Origin of the sequence: Bacillus sp. DJP31, from assembly GCF_049310945.1 — a bacterium.
Classification (GTDB): Bacteria; Bacillota; Bacilli; order Bacillales; family SA4; genus Bacillus_BS.
Map to the genome: position 1 here is coordinate 111,110 of NZ_JBMERO010000004.1, position 24,113 is coordinate 135,222.

At 38.7% G+C, this 24,113-nt stretch carries 20 protein-coding genes, 1 pseudogene and 1 riboswitch; of the genes and pseudogenes, 18 read left to right on the forward strand and 3 right to left on the reverse strand.

The window, feature by feature from the left end:
• The first annotated feature begins 34 nt into the window (after window positions 1–34).
• The 4 genes from ACOI1C_RS06040 (at window position 35) to ACOI1C_RS06055 (ending at window position 3,306) form a co-directional block, all read left to right on the forward strand.
• Window positions 35–1,111, forward strand: a complete 1,077-nt coding sequence (locus tag ACOI1C_RS06040; protein WP_422508995.1) for a Gfo/Idh/MocA family protein — start codon at window positions 35–37, stop codon at window positions 1,109–1,111.
• A gap of 130 nt (window positions 1,112–1,241) precedes the next feature.
• A complete protein-coding gene (locus ACOI1C_RS06045) occupies window positions 1,242–2,501 on the forward strand; it encodes a SpoIID/LytB domain-containing protein (RefSeq protein WP_422508997.1) in 1,260 nt (419 codons plus the stop codon).
• Between the two features lie 309 nt (window positions 2,502–2,810).
• Entirely contained in the window at window positions 2,811–3,011 is a 201-nt protein-coding gene (locus tag ACOI1C_RS06050; protein ID WP_422508999.1) for a cold-shock protein, read from the forward strand.
• Between the two features lie 109 nt (window positions 3,012–3,120).
• The gene (locus ACOI1C_RS06055; RefSeq protein WP_422509001.1) at window positions 3,121–3,306 is read left to right on the forward strand and encodes a hypothetical protein; all 186 of its coding nucleotides are present in this window, start codon (window positions 3,121–3,123) and stop codon (window positions 3,304–3,306) included.
• A 37-nt stretch (window positions 3,307–3,343) separates the two neighbouring features.
• On the opposite strand, the gene ACOI1C_RS06060 is transcribed toward ACOI1C_RS06055, so the two are convergent.
• Window positions 3,344–3,652: a hypothetical protein gene (locus ACOI1C_RS06060; RefSeq protein WP_422509003.1), complete on the reverse strand. Its 309-nt coding sequence runs from the start codon at window positions 3,650–3,652 to the stop codon at window positions 3,344–3,346.
• A gap of 2 nt (window positions 3,653–3,654) precedes the next feature.
• Complete coding sequence (locus ACOI1C_RS06065; protein WP_422509005.1) at window positions 3,655–4,104, reverse strand: VOC family protein; 450 nt, start codon at window positions 4,102–4,104, stop codon at window positions 3,655–3,657.
• A gap of 166 nt (window positions 4,105–4,270) precedes the next feature.
• Between ACOI1C_RS06065 and ACOI1C_RS06070 the strand changes: the two genes are divergently transcribed.
• Complete coding sequence (locus tag ACOI1C_RS06070; protein ID WP_422509007.1) at window positions 4,271–4,792, forward strand: type 1 glutamine amidotransferase domain-containing protein; 522 nt, start codon at window positions 4,271–4,273, stop codon at window positions 4,790–4,792.
• A gap of 90 nt (window positions 4,793–4,882) precedes the next feature.
• On the opposite strand, the gene ACOI1C_RS06075 is transcribed toward ACOI1C_RS06070, so the two are convergent.
• Window positions 4,883–6,373, reverse strand: coding sequence for an esterase/lipase family protein (locus ACOI1C_RS06075; RefSeq protein WP_422509009.1), 1,491 nt, complete (start codon window positions 6,371–6,373; stop codon window positions 4,883–4,885).
• A gap of 407 nt (window positions 6,374–6,780) precedes the next feature.
• Here ACOI1C_RS06075 and ACOI1C_RS06080 point away from each other — a divergent pair, with 407 nt between their 5' ends.
• The 13 genes and pseudogenes from ACOI1C_RS06080 (at window position 6,781) to ACOI1C_RS06140 (ending at window position 24,033) form a co-directional block, all read left to right on the forward strand.
• Window positions 6,781–9,618 (forward strand): 2-oxoglutarate dehydrogenase E1 component, encoded by a 2,838-nt coding sequence (locus ACOI1C_RS06080; protein ID WP_422509202.1) that lies wholly within the window; start codon window positions 6,781–6,783, stop codon window positions 9,616–9,618.
• A complete protein-coding gene (gene odhB, locus ACOI1C_RS06085) occupies window positions 9,615–10,889 on the forward strand; it encodes a 2-oxoglutarate dehydrogenase complex dihydrolipoyllysine-residue succinyltransferase (protein WP_422509011.1) in 1,275 nt (424 codons plus the stop codon). The genes ACOI1C_RS06080 and odhB overlap by 4 nt, the downstream gene beginning before the upstream one ends.
• Window positions 10,890–12,689: 1,800 nt before the next feature.
• Window positions 12,690–12,851, forward strand: a complete 162-nt coding sequence (locus ACOI1C_RS06090; RefSeq protein WP_422509013.1) for a hypothetical protein — start codon at window positions 12,690–12,692, stop codon at window positions 12,849–12,851.
• A 39-nt stretch (window positions 12,852–12,890) separates the two neighbouring features.
• Window positions 12,891–13,103, forward strand: coding sequence for a hypothetical protein (locus tag ACOI1C_RS06095; RefSeq protein WP_422509015.1), 213 nt, complete (start codon window positions 12,891–12,893; stop codon window positions 13,101–13,103).
• Window positions 13,090–13,923 carry a GNAT family N-acetyltransferase gene (locus ACOI1C_RS06100; protein ID WP_422509017.1) on the forward strand — a complete coding sequence of 278 codons (834 nt, stop codon included), beginning with the start codon at window positions 13,090–13,092 and terminating at the stop codon, window positions 13,921–13,923. Before ACOI1C_RS06095 ends, ACOI1C_RS06100 begins: the two co-directional genes overlap by 14 nt.
• A gap of 5 nt (window positions 13,924–13,928) precedes the next feature.
• Window positions 13,929–15,044: an o-succinylbenzoate synthase gene (gene menC, locus ACOI1C_RS06105; protein ID WP_422509204.1), complete on the forward strand. Its 1,116-nt coding sequence runs from the start codon at window positions 13,929–13,931 to the stop codon at window positions 15,042–15,044.
• A 145-nt stretch (window positions 15,045–15,189) separates the two neighbouring features.
• Complete coding sequence (locus ACOI1C_RS06110; RefSeq protein WP_422509019.1) at window positions 15,190–15,327, forward strand: hypothetical protein; 138 nt, start codon at window positions 15,190–15,192, stop codon at window positions 15,325–15,327.
• A gap of 263 nt (window positions 15,328–15,590) precedes the next feature.
• Window positions 15,591–15,774: riboswitch (Lysine riboswitch) on the forward strand.
• Between the two features lie 151 nt (window positions 15,775–15,925).
• Window positions 15,926–16,759: a transporter substrate-binding domain-containing protein gene (locus ACOI1C_RS06115; RefSeq protein WP_422509021.1), complete on the forward strand. Its 834-nt coding sequence runs from the start codon at window positions 15,926–15,928 to the stop codon at window positions 16,757–16,759.
• A 64-nt stretch (window positions 16,760–16,823) separates the two neighbouring features.
• Complete coding sequence (locus ACOI1C_RS06120) at window positions 16,824–17,579, forward strand: amino acid ABC transporter permease (protein ID WP_422509023.1); 756 nt, start codon at window positions 16,824–16,826, stop codon at window positions 17,577–17,579.
• A 17-nt stretch (window positions 17,580–17,596) separates the two neighbouring features.
• Window positions 17,597–18,334, forward strand: a complete 738-nt coding sequence (locus tag ACOI1C_RS06125) for an amino acid ABC transporter ATP-binding protein (RefSeq protein WP_422509025.1) — start codon at window positions 17,597–17,599, stop codon at window positions 18,332–18,334.
• A gap of 1,066 nt (window positions 18,335–19,400) precedes the next feature.
• Window positions 19,401–19,598, forward strand: a pseudogene (locus ACOI1C_RS06130) (HAMP domain-containing protein); the annotation flags it as partial.
• Window positions 19,590–20,540 (forward strand): methyl-accepting chemotaxis protein, encoded by a 951-nt coding sequence (locus ACOI1C_RS06135; RefSeq protein WP_422509206.1) that lies wholly within the window; start codon window positions 19,590–19,592, stop codon window positions 20,538–20,540. The pseudogene ACOI1C_RS06130 and the gene ACOI1C_RS06135, both read left to right, overlap by 9 nt.
• A 283-nt stretch (window positions 20,541–20,823) precedes the next feature.
• Window positions 20,824–24,033, forward strand: coding sequence for an SNF2 helicase associated domain-containing protein (locus ACOI1C_RS06140; protein ID WP_422509027.1), 3,210 nt, complete (start codon window positions 20,824–20,826; stop codon window positions 24,031–24,033).
• Window positions 24,034–24,113 lie beyond the last annotated feature (80 nt).

Consider the following 24,113-nt stretch of genomic DNA (forward strand, 5'->3'; position numbering starts at 1 on the left):
CTACATAGTTTAACAAATGTAAGGAGTGTCAATCATGCAAGAAAAAAAGATAAGAGTTGGAATTATCGGCACGGGTTTCGGTGCAAAGGTCCACGCACCCATCATGCAAAATCATCCTGGTTTTGAGGTAGTGGCCATTTCTGGTGTGCATCGAGGAAATCTTGAGGTAGTAAAAGAAGAAACAGGTGTAGCTGCTGTTTATGATAATTGGAGAGACATGCTAAGGAATGAAACACTAGATTTACTTTCAGTCGCATCGGCTCCTTATCTCCATTTCGATATGGTTATGGAAGGTTTGAAACAGGGCTTACATATTTTATGTGAGAAACCGATGGCCTTTGATGCTAAGCAGTCCAAAGAAATGCTTTCGGTAAAAAATGAGTTAGGGCTATATGGATTTATTAACTTTGAATTCAGGTTCTTACCTGCAAGGCAGAAAGTAAAAGAAATTTTATCAAGTGGAAGTCTTGGTGAGATTCTACATATTCATTATAAATGTACGTACAATTCCTATCTCTCACTTATTAGCAATAAGCGTGGGTGGCTGGGTCTTGAGCAATACGGCGGAGGGATGTTAGGTGCGATAGGCTCCCATATGTTTGATTCTTTACTATGGTGGGTTGGAGACGATCTTAAGGAAGTTTACGGGCAGTTACCTATTCATGTTCCTTCTATAACGAAGGACTTAGAGACGGAGATCCGTACAGCAGAGGATTCCTTTCAAACAGTGGGCACATTTAAGCAGGGTACCTCTTTTACAGCTGAGCTTATTTCGGCAAGTTTACATAAAGCCAATCAATGGAGAGTAGAAGTGTTTGGAACGAACGGTACTCTTGTCATGACAGATGATAAGCAAGTACAACTGGCTATTGGGGGAGAAGAGCTGACAGAGATTGATCTAAGTCCTGAAATCGAGGAGCCAAAAGATCTTTCAACTCGAACACTAGCTTACTATCAAGCCTTTTACCCAATGTTAGATAAGGTCTATGAAACAGTAAACAGTAGCAAAGTTAGCGACCAAGTTCCTACGTTTGAGAGTGGTCATAGAGTTCAGCTCATTCTTGATGCCATACGTCTTTCTGCAAAAGAAGGTAGGAAAGTAGAACTGTAGTGTCACAACTTAGGCATTAAAGAAAAAAGAGGACTGAATTGAGGTAAATGACCTCACTCTAGTCCTCTTCTTGTAATTGGACCTCAGAAAGTGGGGGAGTATTCATCATCACATAGGGGAATCTAATGGTATGAGAAAATTATTAGGTTTACTTATACTGTTATTTTTCACAATGTATCCAATGACAAGTTTTGCAAAAGAGCTAGTGGAAGTTAAGTTAGTCAATTACATGGGGGATACGTCTAAAATTAATTTTGAATTGAAAGGAGACTATGTTTCACTTGATCCAACTCTAACATTATACGAAGGGATCAACTATATTCTTACTGTGAAGAATGGCATGTTTACTTTAATTGGTGCAGGGGAAACTCAAGAATTTCGAGATTCACTAGTCCTTGTTCCGAGAGAATATGACGAACAACATTTCATTACGATCAATGATCGTCCTTATTTAGGAGCTATTGAATTTCAAATCGAGGATAAGATCAATATTCGCCCTGTGAATCAGCTACCTCTTGAGGACTATTTAAAGGGAGTTGTTCCGTTTGAGGTATTTCCTACATGGGGGATTGAAACGTTAAAAGCACAGGCATTGGCAGCCAGGACGTACGCTGTTTCTCACATGAAAGCAAGTATGGATGACACAATAAAATATCAAGTATATGGAGGGTATTCCTGGAAACCATCCACAACAAAAGCTGTAAAAGAGACAAAAGGGGAAGTGATTACCCATCATAACAAACTCATCGATGCCTTTTACTCTGCTAGTAATGGAGGCATCACGGAGAACAACGCCAATGTTTGGGGAGGAAACCCAATTTCTTATTACCCTATAAAGAGTGATCCCTATGACCCTACACATCCCTGGCAGTTTAATCTGAGCCAAACACAAGTGGAACTTGAGGAAATTAACTGGGACCATCACGCGTGGTGGGAAGAGACTCAAGAAAAGGATGATGTGATCACCCTATCAATGAAAAAATATATTCAGAAAAAAGGCTTTCCAGGTGATATCAAAATTCTCTCCATCCCAGAATTTAAGCTATCAAACGACCGGTTGGATTCAAAACGTGTAACCAATGGATCCATCACGATTCATTTTTTACAAAGATTAATTGATGGAACCATTTTATTTCAGCAGTTGGACCTCGATCAAGTCGAAATCAACCGAATTCGACCGTTGATTGGGGGCAATATCTTCAGAAGCTATTTCGTAGATTCTCTTGAGAGCAATGGAGGGATCTATACAATGAAAGGGAGAGGGTATGGTCATGGTGTTGGGATGAGCCAATGGGGGGCAAATATAATGGGTGAAGAGGGGAAAACGTATGAGGAAATTCTTCAATTTTATTTTCCAGGGACAAAAATCACTACTATTCCATCTAAATAAAGAGTATCCTCTAAAATCAAATTGATTTCTAATAGAGTGGCCGATAAAGTGAGCAGGGACAAAGCTCTATTCAATAAAAATCATAACCCGTATTCTTTCAAATAGAGAGATATTTAATAGGTTTGATAAACTTTTTTTATATTTGATAAACATTTTGATTGCTTTCTTCAGTTTTTCATGGTAAATTAAGAGAAGATTATTTTTGTTTGTTCGGGTCAAATAAAAGTTTGAAAGCTTTTACCCTGAATGTAAGTTTTAAGCAAGAATAGTAATATAAGTGGATTTAATCCACAACAGGAGGCAACACACATGGAACAAGGTAAAGTGAAATGGTTTAACGCAGAAAAAGGATTTGGATTTATCGAAAGAGAAGCTGGAGAAGACGTATTCGTACATTTCTCAGCAATCCAAGGCGACGGTTTCAAGTCACTTGAAGAAGGTCAAACAGTTACTTTTGACGTAGAACAAGGACAACGTGGAGCGCAAGCTGCAAACGTGCGTAAAGCATAATTTTTATAAAAACTAGACAGTCTCATCTTCTTGAGCCTGTCTTTTTTTATTTTATTGACTGCATCATAGAAAATATGCACTTCAACTAGGGTGAAAAGGAGATAATGATATGAAATACACATGTTTAAAAGATTGGGATTTAAAAGGCGAAGTATATTTCAAAAAAAACAAGAGCTATAAAGGTAGAATGGTGAAAACATTAAATAGTAATGGTGTTAACACTGTGAAGATGGTTGGAGAAAATAATATGAGAATTAAATTTGAAGAAGTAAGTGAATATTTTATTGCACAGTAATCGAAAAAAGTGTAATTGAACTTGCCTGATTTGAACCTTAGCGCTTGGCTTTGCCCATCTTATCCATTTCTTCTGATACCACAAAAGCTAGATCATCATTACCATAAAGTGATAAGACGCCAAGCATGGTTTGGTCTGAAATCTGACTAGACTCCATCTTCGAAACGGTTAACAGGGCAGCTTCTTTTAACGCAGGATTGTTTACTTGATTTGGATAGGCTCTCAAGTAAAGCTCCTTAGGATTAAGGTCATGATTTACACACCATTGGGCGAATACAAGTACCATCATTTTTTCTTCGTTTTGGTAGTTTTCAATGATTCTTCCTTCTATATCATTAGGTTTCATTTTCAGTTCTCCTCAAATGTATTTTGTGACTCTTTACTTAGGTCTGGATAATCACAATACTCGATAATGGTACCCTCTGTATCAGCAGGATTTAAATAAATTAATCGTCTCCCATGTTTATTCATTCGTAACGTTTCTTCTAAAATTCGGATCCCTTGAGCTTTAAGCTCTTTTAAGGCTTCGTCTAAATTCTCCACTCGATATGCAAGGTGATGGACACCTTTTCCCTTCTGTTTAATAAAACGAGCAATAGGAGAGGTCGTGTTGTTAGTTGGAGCTAATAATTCAATACGATCTTCATTTACTTCTATCATGGCAATATCACTTTCTACTCCAATTGCCTCACTTAGGTAACGATCGATCAATTTTCCCCCCAACACATTTACATAAAATTCAATACTTTGATCGAGGTTCCGAACGGCAATGCCGATATGATCGAGTTTTTTATCCATATGTTCACTCCTAAGTATAGTTTACGGTTCTATTCTATCACAAAAGGATACGAGTGCTTTATATAGGCTAATTTAAGGCATTAAACTTACTTGTTTATACTATTCACTTAAGGGAATAGTATAATTAGCTTAAATAAAACCGGTAAGAATAGGGGAGGTACACAAAATGAAGCTTCAATCCAAAAAAGTTATTCAGTTAGTTAGTAATGATTTTGAAGATCTCGAGCTATGGTATCCAGTTCTTCGTTTACGTGAAGAGGGAGCAACCGTTCATATCGTTGGGGAAAAAGCAGGAGAGAAGTATATAGGAAAGTATGGGGTACCGATTATTTCTGATCTATCCTTCACAGACATTAATCCCTTTGAGTACGATGCGATATTAGTACCTGGTGGTTGGTCGCCAGATTTGTTAAGACGATTTGAGGCAGTTTTACATATGGTTCGTAAAATGAATGAACAGCAAAAGCCAATCGGCCAGATCTGTCATGCTGGCTGGGTGTTAATCTCAGCTAAAATACTTTCTGGAAAGAAAGTAACAAGTACACCAGGAATCAAAGACGATATGACAAATGCCGGGGCCATCTGGTTTGACGAGGCTGTTATCGTAGACGGAAATCTCATATCGAGCCGCCGTCCACCTGATTTGCCTGATTATATGAGAGAGTTTATTCGCGTAATGAGTGAGTAATTTTTATTTGAATGGTCATTCAATAGGCAATATTAAAAAGAAGTAGCAAGTGAAATCTTGCTACTTCTTTTTTTATCTATATTCACTTTATTATTGGTGAAAAATGTTCCCAGCAGCGTCGATGTAAACGGTTTTAATGATAGTTCGTTCAAACTTACTTTGATTCTGTTTCCCGTCTACTTCAATAGTCATATTATAAACACCCTCACCAAGCTTCGGTAGCTTATATGATTCACCATTTTTACTAACTTTCACTTTACCCTGTTTAAGCATTCCGTTTTTATAATACTCAATCGTCATCTCTGTAGTCATTTTTAGATTTTTGTCATTTACTTCAAATGTTATGTCATCATTCACTAGATTCGTACGAATGGTTTCATTCAGCGGACTATCAAACGTAACATGTAAGAGATAATGTTCATTCTTCTTCGATTTAGCTTCTACTATCCACTCTCCTGATGCTGGATTTGTTATCGTTACTGTGTGATGATAGGCACCATTTAAGTATTCGGTCGTATCTTTTTCAGGTGTAAAAGAAGCTTGACTAATGTTAGTTGGATCTTTAAGAGTTAGTTCTGTTGAAGGAGTCGCACTCATCCAATCAATCGTGATCTCGTTCACTCCTTCTTCTACATGAATGGATTCTAGCTTTTTACCTTTAAATTCGCCGCCCCTGATAAATGAACCTACTGTTTCATTTATCGAGACTGGCTCCATACTTTGAGCCAGGAAGCTAGAGCTTGAATAAGGGATTTCGTTTAAGTAATTCTTAAATAGATTAAAGGTAGTGGAACCCTCTTTAATAGTGGAGTGATTCCAAGTGCCGACACTTAGTTGAGTCCCATAGCTGAGCTTTGAACTATTGACTGTAACGGCCCCGTCATTGGTTCCATAGCCCTTCAGGTATAATCCTCCCCAATAAAGTGAGCTCCCAAAGCTTCCCCACTTCGTCCCACCGAACGTGTAAAAATGATTCAGGCGAGCATTGGAATGATTGTCTGTTTGAGAACGAAAATAGTTCATATAACCCGTTTGAAGGGAATAGGTCGCATCATTCTTGCTCCCAAGTATTCCTGTCAACCACCCAGCCCAACTACTATAGGCAAGGTCAGCTAATTGCGAACCATAGTGGGGAGTTGAAAGTGTCACAACCCTTGCGACATAGGGAGAAGCCCCGTAATGAACAAGAGCTGACTGTGTGTCGATTCCTCCTTTACTATGAGCTACAACGACAACTTTTTCACCAAAATAATTGTACATATCACGAATCTTTTGACTTAAAAGATACCCATTATCCCACATGTTTTTTGTTGGATAAAGGTCAACAAATGCTGTCTCATACCCATTTTGGTAAGCAGTGTCATACATATTGTTTTCATTCCACCACGTGTTCGATGAGCTGTTTAATCCATGTACGAATAAAACAGGGTGCTTAGCTGGAGCAACATAAGAGGGGGTCGTTCCGACATACCATTGTCCAGGTATTCCCGAAGGATCATCCTTACCAAAAGAACCAGCCTGACTAAACGAGGGCAACAAAAAGAAAACAGTGACTAGTGCAATAAACGATTTTTTGAACATATACCTCTCTCCTTTAAAAAAATTTAAGGATTCTTGAGGTCAGTCTAAGGAGCGTCCCATGTAATATACCGGGATCAGTCAAAGAATAGTACACCTAAATTTGAAAAATGGGATAAAGGGAGGGTGGGAATCGTAGTGAATCATTCGAAAGAACTATGTATTCTCAATCAATCCGATTTATGTGCGTTCCCTCAATAGATCTCCATAAGAACTACCTTTAGTACTGATAATCGAGTGAGGCATGGGGGATTTTTTTCTAATATTGAAAAGAGAAGATGAATAAGTGTTAGAGACGTTAGAAGCTGGGTATAGTATTATATGGGAGTTTTTTTACTCAACTTACTGGAATAAAGGATACACAAATCAGTCTGGTCTAGGTCATTTCCACTAAGCCAGAGTGGGGGACGATATTGATGAAGAATGTAGAGAAGAAAAAAATATGGGAAACCTTTTACGGTCCCAATATGGGTTACATATATGAAGCGTATGAAAAATATAAGCTGAGCCCAGATTCAGTTGACGCTTCACTCCAATCATTATTTGATGAGCTAGGTGCTCCGCCTGATGATGAAGCAAAAGAAGAGCCACCTAAATACGAAGCACCGAAGCACCAGGTTAAAAACATTATTTCTGGTATGAAGCTTTTAAGAGATGTCCGTAGATTTGGGCATTTAGCGGCAAACATCTATCCGCTTCAGGATCCACCCAATGTTGAATCCAATATTCATTTTAACCTTACACAAGAGGATCTAAAGCATATTCCAGCAGAATTACTTTGGGAGGATGCTCCGGCTACTGTTCAAAATGGGTGGGATGCTTTTCAACATCTAAAAGAAGCGTACACAGGGACCATTGCCTATGAATTTGAGCACATCCATGATGAAGAAGAACGAAAATGGTTAGAAAAGTATGTCGAGCAAAATAAGATTACTTTGTCCCTTTCTAAGAGTGAGAGAATGGAGCTGTTAGAAAGATTACTTCAAGTAGAGGGCTTTGAAAAGTTCTTGCAGCAAACCTTTGTTGGACAAAAACGATTTTCAATTGAAGGATTGGATTTGCTCGTTCCGATGCTAGATCAGCTTATCGAAGCGAGCTGTAAAGATCGAACGGATAATTTGTTCATTGGGATGGCCCATCGTGGTCGTTTGAACGTGCTAGCTCATGTGCTTGGAAAGCCATATGAATTAATTTTTTCTGAGTTTCATCATTCACCCAATAAAGAGCTTGTACCATCCGAAGGTTCACGTGGAATTAATTATGGATGGTCAGGTGACGTTAAATATCATCTAGGGGCAAACCGGGAAGTTCAAGGCGACTCGGAACATACCATTCGTATCAATCTTGCCAATAATCCAAGTCATTTGGAATTTGTGAATCCTGTGGTGCAAGGGATGACACGTGCTTCCCAAGAAAATCGCGATGCAGCAGGGTTTGCCTCTTTGCAGAAACAAAAATCTTTTAGTGTATTAATCCATGGTGACGCTGCTTTTCCTGGTGAAGGTGTGGTGGCTGAAACCTTGAATATTAGTGGTTTAAAAGGATATGAGATCGGTGGAACGATCCATATTATTGCCAATAACATGCTAGGGTTTACCACGAATCTGACTGATTCTCGTTCTACTAAATACGCCAGTGACCTCGCCAAGGGCTATGAAATTCCGGTCATTCATGTTAACGCTGATGACCCGGAAAGCTGTCTTGCAGTGATCGTGTTTGCCTATCAGTATCGAAAAAAATATAACAAGGATATCGTAATTGATTTGATTGGGTATCGACGATTTGGTCACAATGAGATGGATGACCCGGCGGTTACTCAACCGAAATTATATGAAAAAATTAAGGATCACCCAACGGTTGCTAAAAAATACAGGGAAGAGTTGATTTTAGCACAACAGGTATCTGTTCAAGAAGTGAACCGTATGGAAGAAGGAATTATGAAAGATTTTCAAGATACTTTTGATCGTCTACTTGAAAAGGATTCCAAGGAGGGGCAAAAACAACCAGTTCCAAAGCCAATAGCTGAAGGAATACCGGATGTTGATACAACCGTATCGCTAGACCTGTTACAATCGATCAATCAAAATCTCTTGAAATGGCCGAATCATTTTCATGTGTATCCAAAGCTCGAACGGATCTTAAAAAGGAGAGAGAATTCACTTGTTGAAGGAAGCAAGGTTGATTGGGCGTTAGCCGAAACTCTTGCTTTTGCATCCATTCTCTCGGAGGGGAAACCCATTCGTTTAACAGGTCAGGACAGTGAACGCGGGACATTTGCCCATCGACATCTTGTCTTGCATAATCCTAAAACAAATGAAAGATTCTTACCGTTGCACCATATTCCTGAAGCAAACGCTACCTTTTCCATTTATAACAGTCCATTATCTGAAGCGGCTGTTCTTGGATTTGAATATGGATACAGTGTTCAATCTCCAGAATCACTTGTCTTATGGGAAGCCCAATTTGGTGATTTTGTAAATGCTGCACAAGTCATTATTGATCAATTCATTGCTGCGGGTCGTGCAAAGTGGGGACAAAAGTCGAGTCTTGTGATGCTTCTGCCCCATGGATATGAAGGGCAAGGACCTGAACACTCCAGTGGACGAATGGAACGGTTCCTTCAATCTGCTGCAGAAAACAATTGGATTGTGGCCAATCTAACCTGTGCTGCCCAGTATTTTCATATTTTAAGAAGGCAGGCTCTACTAACGGACACGGAGGAAGCTCGACCGCTCATTATTATGACACCAAAAAGCTTGCTGCGTCATTCGCTAACAGGCTCACCAGGTTCTGAATTAAGCAACGGGAAATTCACCCCTATAATCGAGCAAAAAGGAACAGGAGACCAAGTAGGAAAAGTGAAACGACTCCTCCTTTGCAGTGGGAAGATTGCCATTGATTTAGCCTCAGATATAGAAGAATTACCAAGGGAAGAGCTAGAAACATTGCACATTGCACGTGTCGAACAACTTTACCCTTTTCCCAAAAAGGAAATTCGAGAAATCATGTCCAGATTTTCAAATTTAGAAGAAGTTAAATGGGTCCAAGAAGAACCTAAAAATATGGGAGCTTGGCCTGTTATTCAATCATACCTAAGAGAAATCGTGTCTGAAAATGTATCAATTGCATACATAGGTAGACCGAAACGTTCAAGTACGGCGACGGGTGAACCACATATTCATAAAATGGAACAATCCATGATAATCGAGGAATCGTTAAGTGTAAGTAAAAGGGGGGAGCATGAATGATTGAAATTAAGGTACCAGAACTAGCTGAATCCATTTCAGAAGGAACGATATCAAAGTGGTTAAAACAAGTTGGAGATTATGTCGAAAAAGGTGAGCCTATTGTTGAACTTGAAACAGATAAAGTGAATATAGAAATCAATAGCGAGCAAAGCGGAGTGGTAAAAGAGTTTCTATTTCAATCAGGTGACAATGTAGAAGTGGGTCAAGTCATAGCCCGTTTAGATGAAAACCAGATACAATCCGGAGTCACACAACTAGACGAGACCCTACAGAAAAAAGAAGACCAAAAACAAGACACCCCATCTGTTGCAGCTCCTGTAAAAGATGAACAAACATTGAGCCCTGCAACTAGCAAGGCGGATCAACATCGTAAACCCATTGCCTCTCCAGCAGCAAGAAAGAAAGCAAGAGAGCTAGGCATCGATTTAAACGAAATACCGTTTCAGGATCCACTTGGAAGAGTTAGATCTGGTGATGTTGATGCTTATAAACAATCACTAAATGGGAAAAGTGAATTGTCCCAAAACGAAAAACATGCTGCACAAATAAAAACGGTAGACGTTGATGAGCGAATAGAACGTGTCAAAATGTCAAGACGTCGACAAACCATTGCGAAAAGGCTAGTTGAAGCCCAACATACAGCTGCTATGCTTACAACCTTCAATGAAGTCGATATGACCGCCATAATGGATTTGCGAAATCGTCGCAAAGATTCTTTTTATAAAAAGCATGGAGTGAAGCTAGGGTTTATGTCTTTTTTCACTAAAGCAGTCGTTGGAGCCTTAAAAGAATTTCCGTTACTAAATGCCGAAATTCAGGATAACGAAATTCTGATTAAGAAATTTTATGACATTGGAATTGCCGTTTCCACGGATGATGGTTTAGTTGTCCCTGTACTCCGGAGTGCTGATCAATTAAGCTTTGCAGGAATTGAAAAAGAAATGGGTCACTTATCCGAAAAAGCAAGAGCCAACACACTTGGGTTAAGCGACTTATTGGGTGGGACCTTTACCATCACAAATGGTGGAGTGTTTGGCTCTCTTTTGTCAACGCCCATTCTTAACACCCCACAGGTTGGTATCCTTGGCATGCATACCATTCAAAAGCGTCCTGTAGTCATCGATCGCGACGATACGGTAGAAGTCAGACCGATGATGTATCTAGCTCTTTCCTATGACCACCGAATTGTTGACGGGAAGGACGCTGTTCAATTTTTGGTGAAGGTAAAACAGTTAGTAGAGGACCCAGAGGATTTGTTATTAGAGGGGTAGTGAGCTTAGTGTAGAGGAAAGTCTTACTATTCTCTACACTTTTTCGTTTGAAGTAGGTTAAACTGTAACGTTTGTAGTAGAACAAGGTCAAAATTGAACTCAAGCCAGTAACGTAATTTAGACAGATCATTGATTCAGGATTCTAAAGATAGTCTCGAGTCATTCGAGCTGTCTTTTTTGCTTGTTTCTCTTTATATAATGAAGTGTTGCCATAGAATGGGGTTATTTGGCTAATCGCCGATATAATCAAATAATCGCCGATATAATCAGCTAATCGCCGATATAATCAGCTAATCGCCGATATAATCAGCTAATCGCCGATATAATCAAATCGCCGATATAATCAGCTAATCGCTGATATAATCAAATAATCGCTGATATAATCAGATAATCGCCGATATAATCAGATAATCGCCGATATAATCAGCTAATCGTCGATATAATCAAATAATCGCTGATATAATCAGATAATCGCCGATATAATCAAATAATCGCCGATATAATCAGCTAATCGTCGATATAATCAAATAATCGCCGATATAATCAGCTAATCGCCGAAATAAATCAGCTAATCGCTGATATAAACAGATAATCGCCGATATAACCAGCTAATCGCCGATATAATCAGCTAATCGTCGATATAATCAGCTAATCGCTGATATAATCAGCTAATCGCCGATATAATCGGATAATCGCCGATATAATCAAATAATCGCTGATATAATCAGCTAATCGCCGATATAATCAGATAATCGCTGATATAATCAGCTAATCGCCGATATAATCAAATAATCGCTGATATAATCAGATAATCGCCGATATAATCAGCTAATCGCCGATATAATCAAATAATCGCCGATATAATCAGCTAATCGCCGATATAATCAAATAATCGCTGATATAATCAGCTAATCGCTGATATAATCAGCTAATCGCCGATATAATCAGCTAATCGCCGATATAATCAAATAATCGCCGATATAATCAGCTAATCGCTGATATAATCAGCTAATCGCCGATATAATCAAATAATCGCCGATATAATCAGATAATCGCCGATATAATCAGCTAATCGCCGATATAATCAAATAATCGCCGATATAATCAGCTAATCGCTGATATAATCAAATCGCCGATATAATCAGCTAATCGCTGATATAATCAAATAATCGCTGATATAATCAGCTAATCGCTGATATAATCAGAAAATCGCCGATATAATCAGATAATCGCCGATATAATCAGCTAATCGCCGATATAATCAAATAATCGCCGATATAATCAAATAATCGCTGATATAATCAGCTAATCGCCGATATAATCAGCTAATCGCCGATATAATCAGCTAATCGCTGATATAATCAAATAATCGCCGATATAATCAGCTAATCGCCGATATAATCAAATAATCGCCGATATAATCAGCTAATCTCCGATATAATCAGCTAATCGCCGATATAATCAGCTAATCGCCGATATAATCAGCTAATCGCCGATATAATCAAATAATCGCCGATATAATCAAATAATCGCTGATATAATCAGCTAATCGCCGATATAATCAGCTAATCGCCGATATAATCAAATAATCGCTGAAAAAACGGAGATTCCAACCTATTTTAATCCCCACCCTTCAGTAAAATCCGTTGCAATCTGTGATGGAGGATCAATTTAGAAGGAAAAATACAGAATTATCTTCAGAATCAGCATAAAAAACTGTTTTCACTTACTAAAATGCTAAAAAACAATGATTAGATCAAAATAGTATTCTAGGCCATGCCTCATTTGGACTTGATCTGCGTGCAAACCAACGAAGCCATGAACAAGCTCGTTGAAAAAATTGAACAGATTGTAAAAGCTCTCGAAGTTTTATTTCAAAGTCAAAATCTTGAAATGAATGCGCACATCGTTGCAGCTCTACTAAATGTGGATGCACAGCATATGATGGAACTCGCTATATAAGATGTATTAGGGGTAGAAAACTCAGAACCACCCATTACGATGACCGGGGGAGATGATTTTCATTTTTATACCATTAAACGACCACACTTAGAGGCAACGATGCTGGGTCTTGGATGTAACCTAGTTCCTGGTTTACATCATCCCAATATGACCTTTGATCATGTTGCCCTTCTAGATGGAACGGCAATCTTAGCAAAAGCAGTACTACTCACGCTAGAAAAAGGGAGTGAGGATAAAAATGTTTCAAATTAAACGATTGGAGAAAATAAAAGATATTGAAACGGTAGAGACCATTGAACAACAAATATGGAAGAAACCACCTACTCCCTTTCACCAAACATATACAGCTTCTAAGAATGGGGGTCTTGTACTGGGTGCCTATAAAAACGAGAAACTAGTAGGTTTTCAGTATAGCTTTTCTGGTTTTAAAAATGGTGAATCCTATCTTTGCTCTCATATGCTTGGTATTCTTCCAGATTATCAAAAGAATGGTTTAGGCTATGAAATGAAACTCGTTCAGCAGAAGCTTGCACTTGAAATGGGCTATTCCCTCATTGTTTGGACCTTTGATCCATTAGAGAGTGTAAATGCCTACCTAAACCTTCATAAGCTAAAAGGAATTGGTGCCACGTATTTGGAAAACCATTATGGAACGATGAAAGATTCATTAAACCAAGGCTTGCCTACTGATCGTTTTTTAGTAGAATGGTGGATTCGAAGTGAGCATGTTACGAAGGGGAATAAGGGGTATGAAGAACAGCCATTTACACCTATGCTAGAAACAGAGCTTACTAAAGAGGGTTTTCCAACCATTATTGGAGAAAATAACAGAAAAGCCGACCAACGGGTAGTTTATGTCCCGGTACCAGAGAATATCCAACAAATGAAAAAGGAACAGCCTGAGCTTGCTAAAGAATGGCGCTTTAAAACAAGAGAGATTTTTCGAGCACTATGTCAAGAAGGGTATATAGCAGAGGATGTAAAGCGTGATACGAACAAACGAATCAGTTATTATATGTTTAAGAAGCGTCATCATTTACCACTGAACAATGTAGAGGAGGAAACAACATGACCCATATGGATATTCGAGAGGTGATCCTACATCGACTCGTGATGAAATTAAATGATCCATTCACAACAAGCTTTGGAAGTTTTCAGGAGAAAGAGTTTTTTGTCATCGAAATGACGGATCAAGATGGTTGTAGTGGTTTCGGTGAATCGGTTGCTTTTTCAAGCCCATGGTATAGTGAGGAGACGGTTGAAACGAACGAGCACATGATGAAGGATTTGATGATTCCTTTATTATTCAAAGCTCCACTTTCACACCCTAATGAGGTTTCCGAACGATTTGCCCCCATTAGACGAAATAATATGGCCAAATCAGCATTAGAAGGGGCAGTTTGGGATCTATTTGCGAAAAAGAAGAATCAAACGCTTGCCCAAGCCCTTGGTGGTGAAAAAAAGCAGATTGACGTAGGAATTAGTATTGGAATTCAGCCATCTGTTCAGGACCTATTAAGGGTAGTTGGTACCCATGTAGAGAGTGGCTATAAGCGTATCAAAATCAAAATTAAGCCAGGCTGGGATTATGAGGTGCTAAAGGAAGTTAGAAAACAGTTTCCTTCGATTTTGATGATGGCTGATGCGAACTCTGCTTACTCTTTGGGTGACATTGAGCAGCTAAGGAAGCTTGATGAAGTAGGTTTAATGATGATCGAACAGCCATTAGCTCATGATGACATCATCGATCATGCCAAATTACAAACTGCCATTCAAACACCGATTTGTTTAGATGAGAGTATACATTCTTTAGAAGATGCAAGAAAGGCGATTGAGCTCGGAAGCTGTCAGATAATTAATATTAAAATAGGTCGTGTCGGTGGGTTAACCGAATCAATTAAGATCCATGACTTTTGCCAACAGAAGGGTGTTCCTATTTGGTGCGGGGGAATGCTTGAAGCGGGAATTGGCCGGGCCCATAACATTGCTCTAACTTCTTTACCTCACTTTACCTTACCAGGAGATACAGCTGCATCAGCCATGTATTGGGAAAAGGATATTATCGAACCAGAAGTCATTGTGAATAATGGTACCATTACCATCCCATCTAATCCAGGGATAGGTTATGCCCTGAACCGTCTTATTTTGGAAAAGTATCGCGTCGAGAAAAAAGTACTAGTAAATTCAAAATAAGGTATCTTTTAAAAATAAACCTTAGCTGAAATTAGATGAGATTGGTTCGTAAGCCTCAAGTTATTGAAAAAAGATGTCACATTCCTTGAACTTGCGCATATAGTAACTCTTGTGAGCTAAGTAGAGGTAAGGGGATGAAAAAGAAATGAATGGATATCAAGTAAATACAACGACTCCCATTGAAACAAAATCTGTTTCTGGTTACAAGGTAATTGAAATCAATGTATCAAATACGCCGAATTCTTTGTATGCAGTTGTTACACCTATTAAAATAAAAGAGTAATACTGTGCAATTCGAATATTCTATCGTTCATCAACCATCCTTTTTTTCACTTACATAAAAGGATGGTTTTTTCTTTTACACAATGAGAACCGAAAAAAACGTTCCTACTTATTGTAAAAACGCACTTTTTTTGCTGTATCAGGAACAGGCCTAGCAGTTAGGGTTTATGGCTAAGCAATTTAATAGATTGACAGATATAATTACTGTGATGTAGGATTATACATATAATAGACTTCAACAATTGAATAAGACCTCACTTTTACTAGTGAGGTAGAGGTGCAATATTTAACAGTCCTTGGTATGGCTTAGAGAAGCGATGATACGTTGGAGAAGGAAATGTTGCCGAAGCATGTGATAGACTCACTATCTCAGGCTGGGTCTGCAGTTAAGAACTGCAGGACTGTCTCAATAAGCTACCTTAGTTTATTGAGTTGTGCTATCTCCAAATGGGATAAGTTGAGGAATTAGGGCAAGTTTGTATACTGCGACCTGAGTTCATCTCGGGTCGTTTTTTGCGTTTAGAAATATGCCTATTTACAAAAAAGGAATACCGTTAACAGTAGTATGCACTTACATCAAAAGGGGAGACGGATTACTCATGAGAAAAAAATTATCTATATTTTTAGCAACAGCTCTTTCAGCAATGATTCTTTTAACAGGGTGTGGAACTAGTTCTACTACTGGTAGTGGAACAGATGCGGATACATTTAAGGTAGGCCTTGAAGCCGGATATGCACCGTTCAACTGGACTCAAATGGATGATTCCAATGATGGAGTAAAAATGGACGGCAGCGCGGAGTATGCTGGCGGCTATGATGTTGAAATTGCGAAAAAGATCGCTGAAGGATTAGGAAAAGAATTAGTGATTGTGAAAACAGAATGGGATGGACTTGTACCTTCTTTAACTTCAGGTAAAATTGATGCCATTATCGCGGGAATGTCCCCTACGGCAGAAAGAAAAGAAACAATTGATTTCTCAGAGAACTACTACAAATCAGATCTAGTCATCGTTGTGAAAAAAGGCAGTAAATATGAAAAGGCGACTTCGATTCAAGATTTCAAAGGTGCAAAAATTACAGCTCAATTAAATACGTTCCACTATTCAGTCATTGAACAAATTAAAGGCGTTTCACTAGAGCCAGCAATGGATAATTTCCCAGCCATGAGAGTAGCACTTGAATCAGGCGTCATCGATGGATATGTATCCGAACGTCCAGAAGGTGTGAGTGCATCTGCTGCAAATGATAACTATGCTATGGTTGAGTTTACAGAAGGATTTGAAACATCAGAGGATGATACAGCAATCGCTGTAGGTCTTGAAAAAGGAAGCGAATTAACAGAAAAAATTAATAAAATACTAGCAGGAATTTCAGAAGAAGACCAAAAGAGCATCATGGATGCTGCGATTAAGAATCAACCAGCAGCAAAATAATAGAGTAGGAGAAACCGGCTGCGAGTTACTGTAGTCGGTTTCAAATTTAAAAAGGAGGAGTATCATGAGCACCGAGTGGGTAGTGAAAATCATCTTAGAAAACTGGCCAATGTTTCTTCGTGGAGCTGGTGTGACACTCTTAATTGCCTTAGTGGGTACGATACTTGGAGGGATCATTGGTTTATTAATAGGAGTGATCCGAACGATTCCAATGCCTGATCGAGGAGTAAAAAGAGTCGTATTGAAAGTAACAAATACCATTTTAACTATTTATATTGAAGTATTCCGAGGAACACCAATGATTGTGCAAGCCATGGTCATTTTTTATGGGTCGGCTATGGCATTTGGACTAGATATGGACCGGTTGGTTGCTGCCATTATTATTGTATCCATAAATACGGGGGCTTACATGGCAGAGATTGTTCTCGGAGGGATTGTTTCGGTTGATAAGGGACAGTCAGAAGCCGCACATGCGATTGGGATGAACCATGTTCAAACGATGTATAATGTCGTTTTGCCACAAGTTATTCGAAATATTTTACCCGCAACAGGTAATCAATTTATCATCAATATAAAAGATACCTCAGTACTTAACGTCATTTCTGTATCCGAGTTATTCTTCCAAACTAAATCCATCGCTGGAAACAATTTCAGATACTTTGAATCCTTCTTTGTTGCGAGTGCAATCTATCTCTTCTTGACGTTAACTGCAACTATTATTCTACGAATCATTGAAAAGAGGCTTGATGGTCCGGACAATTACAAAAAGATCAGTACACATATTCACGTCGAAAAAAAAGAAACTGGAATGAATGTATAGAGGGGTGAGGTAAAGGAATGCAGAAAATAATTGATATTCAACATCTAAGTAAATCCTTTGGCACACATCTTGTACTAAAAGATATCGATTTTTCAGTGGATAAAGGAGAAGTAGTCTGTATTATCGGCTCCTCAGGTTCTGGTAAATCCACTCTTCTCAGATGTGTAAATCTTCTAGAAAAGCCAAGCGGTGGCCAAATTATTTTTAATGGTGAAAATATTCTAGATGAAAATCATGATGTTCATGCATACCGCAGACGACTCGGAATGGTTTTTCAACAATTCAACCTTTTTAACAATCATGATGTGTTAAACAATTGTGTGGTCGGACAAGTAAAGGTGTTAAAACGTTCCAAGGAAGCGGCAGAAAAAGTAGCTCTAAAATACTTAAAAGTGGTTGGAATGGATCAATATGTAAACGCGAAACCAAGACAACTATCTGGTGGGCAAAAGCAACGTGTTGCGATTGCTAGAGCTCTTTCTATGGAGCCAGACGTGATGCTGTTTGATGAACCCACATCTGCCCTAGATCCAGAAATGGTTGGTGAGGTTCTTAAAGTAATGAAGGAATTGGCTGAAACCGGCCTAACGATGTTAATCGTCACGCATGAAATGGAATTTGCAAAAGAAGTATCAGACCGTGTCGTCTTTATGGACAAAGGTGTGATTGCGGAAGAAGGAAGTCCAGAGCAAATCTTCCATACTCCAAAAGAGGAACGGACGAAGGAGTTTTTGAAGCGTACGATAAAGATGTGAACGTCTCTTTAAAGGATGAGTTAGTAAGAATGTAGAGTTCTCGATTTATATGGACAGACAAAAAAGTAACCACCTTTCCCTCCCCAAGGACAGAGGCTGGTTACTTTTTTAAAAGATAAGAAAGTATAAGTTTTTTCAAACAGGGTCTATGTCTAGCTCCAGCGGCTTGACCCTCGAGGTAAAATGACCTGAAGCAAATAAAAGGGAAGATCACCCTTTTTTTGCTTCAGAACATTTGTTTGCGGGTCTGAAGAAGCCGCTTACGCTTTTCTTATGACCTCAAAAATAGCATCAATTGTATAGTTATTTGAAAATTTAAATAGTAGTATACAAATGTCTTGAATTATACTAAACTAAAACCAATGAATGTCGAAAACTGTCGAACCGCTATTGGTCTAAATCTCATATGTTCTTTGGTTGTTTGCTTCATACTAAATTATACTAAAAGAGGGGAACACCTATGAAGAACCTATCCATCAAGTATAAGCTGTTTAGTATTGTTCTAATTCCTATTATCAGTCTATTACTACTAACCGCATACTCCATTACGAACATGGTCAAAGTTAATGACAATCTTTCTAAACGACTTTATGATGAAAGTTTAGTCGTTACCTCTCAATTATTGAATGCAGACCGTGACTACTACCAGGCGATGCTAGCTTTTGAAATGAGTATGATAGATAAGATTAGTACCGGCAAAATCGAAACCTCGAACTTATCTTCCTTTACCGAAAATACGGACCAAGTAAAAGAACGTGTTGTTTCTTCACAAAAAATTATGGATGGAAATAGAGTAGTGTTTGAAAAATTACTAGAATCAGAATCTGGAACCAATGCGTTTCAAAATTTTGATGAATTTTTAACCTTGATTGAGGATTGGCAAACACTTTCTAATCAAGTACTTGATCAAGAAGTGAATTTAAACTCCTCTTTAATCGTTCAGCAGGAAGAAATATTTGAACAATCCAGAGATAAGCTTGATAATATTCAAATAATCATGGATGACTATGCGAAGACTCAAATCAAAGAGAATCAAAATCTAGTATTGAATTCAAGAAATGCCATGATGATCATTGGCTTCTTAGCATCATTAGTCTGCATAGTTCTTGCCTATTTTCTCATAACTAGAATTTCCAAAAGTCTTAAAAATCTTGCCTATTTATCTGAAGAAGTAGCAGACGGTAATTTAACCGTTCATATAGTTGAGAGAAATGAAAAAGATGAAGTGGGAAACCTTACCACTTCAATGAAGCGAATGGTTGCAAATCTTAAAGAACTGAACGAGCAGATTAATTATTCGGCAACAGAAGTGGCAGCAGCGTCAGAAGAATTATTTGCCAGCTCAGAACAAAGTACAAAAGCGGCTGAGCAAATTGTCACTATTACTCAGGATTCAGCAGAAGGAGCTGATAGCCAGCTTCAAATGGTCAATGGCCTTTCTTCTTCTATAGAGCAAATGTCAGCTGGGCTTCAACAAATCGCTGGAAATAGTGAGGAAATGAAAAGTGCGACTGAAGCGGCTACTGAAGCAACCATTAAGGGTAGTATGAGAGTAAAAGAAGTGGTAGAGCAGATGAAAGAGATCTCAATAACAGTTGGAGAGGCTTCACTGACTATTACTCAACTAGGTGAAAAAACAGAGCAAATTGAAGGTGTCATTCGAATTATTACACGTATAGCAGAGCAAACAAACCTTTTAGCGTTAAATGCAGCGATTGAAGCCGCCAGAGCAGGTGAGCATGGAAAAGGGTTTGCTGTTGTTGCAGATGAAGTTAGGAAGCTTGCGGAAGAATCAAAACAGTCTGCTACAAAAATCTCGGATACAATTAAAGATATTCAACTAGAAACAAATAAAGCTGTAAAATCAATGGTTGAAGGATCAGACAAAGTGACAGCAGGACTGCAATTCACAAATGAAGTCAACGGTCTATTTACAGAAATTGAAGGTGCCATAAAAAATGTTTCCGCTAAAGTGTTAGGTGTCGCAACATCGGCTCAAGTTATGGCCTCAGTAAGTAATGATATAGTAACCTCCATTCAAGGAGTAAAGGAGGTTGCAGAGGACTTTGTTCGCGCTAATCTTGAAAGCTCTGCCGCAACTGAGGAGCAACTAGCAACAATGGAAGAAGTAGCCTCATCCTCCCAATCATTATCTAAACTAGCAGATGACTTACAGGTACTTGTTTCTAATTTTAGAGTAAAGTAAATTATTGAATTATTAAGGCTAAAGAACTAAGCGCATCTCTGCTTAGTTCTTTTTGTTTGATAAATTGCGATCACCTATATGAATTAAGGGGCCTGGCCCCCGATGCGTTAATGTGTGAAAGTGATTTTTTAAATTTACCTTTTCAAATGTATCCTTAATAGATAAGCCCAACCTTATGATACAATCGGGATATTGAAATTTACGTTCGGTAAAGCATAGCTTCTAATTGTCCATCCAAAAAAAACGTAATTAACCATACTATTCTCTGGAAGGAGCGGGGCGTTTGAATCTAAAGATTAATCAAAAAAAAATTATAGACATGTGTGGTACCGTTTCCTTCAAAAGAGGGGAATCCTTTTATCGAACGAATAAAGTAATGATTGAAAATTACAGTGAAGATCACTGCGTTGCTACTGTCAAGGGAACGGAGGATTTTCACGTCACCATTGAAAAGGACAGCAATGGTAACCTTAAATCAACATGCAGCTGTCCTAAGCTCGCTTCCTTTCAAAAGGAATGTCAACATATTGCAGCTGTATTACTGTGCATTTCTGAAAACCAAAAAACAGGAAACAAGCTATTTCATTCAGATTCTGACTACATGCAAAATGCATTAACAGAAGGGTTGCTGACTTTATTTAATGATCAGCCTATACGCTCAAGCAGGCATCAGCTTCACTTTGAAACCAGGGAAGTCCTTACAACAGCATTTACATGTAAGCCTTACAACATAGGCAAGGAACGCTACCTATTGGGAATAGAAATGAAAATCGGTATTACACCTGTACAAAACATCCGAGATTTTCTGCAGCAAGTGAAGAGTGGCAACCCCTGCTTGCTGTCCATGACTTTTTCGTACGACCCAAGCCTTCATTGCTTTCAAGTGGAAACAGATGATGTTTTACAGATGCTCTATCAAGTAATGCATGATGAGAAAGTGTTTCTAGGTGCCCTACCTGAAGAAATGGATGTTGAAATTAGCCGTAACATTTTACTACTTCCGCCCTCTTCCTGGGAACAGCTTTTACCGTTACTAATAGTAGCACCCATGGTGAAACTAGAGTACAACGATGATACATATGAAGGTCTAAAGCTATCAAACGAAATCCTTCCTTTAAAGTTTGACCTGATCGAACATGAGCTTAATGGCTACCAACTCGTGACCTTTGGGTTAAGTGAAATAGTTGTGTTAGATTTTTATAACATCATTTTATTTGACGGGAAGTTATTACCACTTAAAAGTGAGGACTGCAAGCGACTCTCTGATCTTAAAGGAATGCTGAAAAATTCCAAAACAAATCAAATTAACATCCCTAAAGAGCAAATTGGCCGTTTTATAGAAAAAGTGATTCCTGGGTTGAAGAAACTAGGTATTGTTCAGCTATCGACTAGTATTTCAGACCAATTGATGAATACACCGTTGATTGCTAAGCTATTCTTAGATCGTGTGAAAAATCGACTTCTAGCTGGTCTTGAGTTTCACTATGAAAATATGGTCATAAATCCATTGGAAAACCGGGAACTTCGATCAGGAACCACGTTTGTTAGGGATGTGGACAAGGAAGAAGCAATCCTACAGTTTATGGAGGAAAGCTTGTTTGTTAAAACAGACGGCGGCTATTATTTACACAATGAAGAATTGGAGTATAAATTTTTATATAATGTCGTTCCAAAACTTCAGAAATTAGTACAACTATATGCAACGACGGCTGTTAGAAGCCGGATTTTCAGGGGAAATGCACGACCGAAGATTAGGGTGATGGTCAAAAAAGAACGGACCAATTGGTTGGAATTCAAATTCGAAATGGAAGGCATTCCTGACGAACATATACGGGAGATCTTGCAAGCACTAGAAGAAAAGCGGAGATATTATCGCTTGCGAAACGGATCACTACTCTCTTTGGAAACAAGGGAATTTGAAGAAATCCATCGTTTTCTTCATGCAATACCTATCCAAAATGAAGATTTGGAAAGTGGACTGAGTCTACCAATTGTGCAAGGACTTCAGCTACTTGATTCGGTTCAAGATAGTAACGTGTTAACGGTTGAAGAATCGTTCAGACAGTTCTTGGAAAATATCCAGAATCCAGGGAATCTGGAGTTTGAGGTACCAAAATGTGTAGAGTCGATTTTACGAGACTACCAAACTCGAGGCTATAGATGGATGAAAACACTTGCCAGATATGGTTTTGGAGGGATTTTGGCAGATGATATGGGACTGGGGAAAACGCTACAAGCCATCACGTTCATTTTATCAGAACTTCCCAACATCCGTAGTAGGAAGCTCCCAGTTCTGATTGTTTGTCCGTCCTCTTTGACGTATAACTGGCTTCATGAACTGATGAAATTTACCACGGATGTAAAAGCTGTTGTTATGGTTGGCGATAAAACAGAGAGGGTAGCATTCCAAAAGGAAGTACTAACTATGGATGTCATCATTACTTCCTATCCGTTGTTACGTCGGGACGTCAAGTGGTTTGAAAAACAACCCTTTCATACAGTGTTTTTTGATGAGGCTCAAGCATTCAAGAATCCTGTGACACAAACGGCACGAGCAGTGAAAAAGATCCAGTCAGATTATCGCTTCGCCCTTACAGGTACACCGGTAGAAAATTCATTAGAAGAGTTGTGGTCCATTTATCACGTTGTCTTTCCTGAGCTATTCCGGGGGTTAAAGGAATACAGTAACCTCTCAAGAAAAACAATTGCTCGAAGGATCTCACCCTTTCTACTTCGTCGGATGAAAGAGGACGTTCTTTCTGAGCTTCCTGAAAAAATCGAATCAATAGAATCAGTGGAGCTGCTTTCTGACCAAAAGAAGCTATACGGTGCCTATTTAGCAAAACTGCGACATGACACATTAAAACATCTCGACAAGGATACACTCCGAAAAAATCGTATCAAAATTCTAGCAGGTATAACAAGGCTACGACAGATTTGTTGTCATCCTGCTTTGTTCGTAGACGGCTATAAAGGAAGCTCAGCGAAATTTGAACAGCTATTGCAGATTTTAGAAGGAGCTAAACTATCTGGAAGAAGAGTGTTGATTTTCTCGCAATTTACGAAAATGCTACAGATTATTGGAAGAGAGTTAGCAAATCAAGGTAAGTCTTTTTTCTACCTAGATGGACAAACCCCATCAGAAGAACGAGTGGAAATCTGTAACCGATTTAATATTGGTGAGCGTGAATTGTTCCTTATTTCCTTAAAAGCAGGAGGTACAGGCCTCAACCTAACAGGTGCCGATACCGTCATCCTCTATGACAATTGGTGGAATCCAGCCGTCGAGGAACAAGCAGCGGACCGTGCTCATCGCATGGGTCAGACAAATGTCGTCCACGTCATCAAGCTTGTTGCCAAAGGAACAATTGAAGAAAAAATGAATGAACTACAAGATAAAAAGAGACATCTCATTGAAGAAATCATCCATTCAGAAGAGAAAGTTTCTTCAGCTCTAACCGAAGAAGACATTCGGGAGTTGTTAATGATTTAAGGACACCGTGTAGTATCTTCGTCTAATAAAAAGAAAAAGAAGGAACCACTTTTCTCTAACATGAGCTAAGTGTGGTTGCT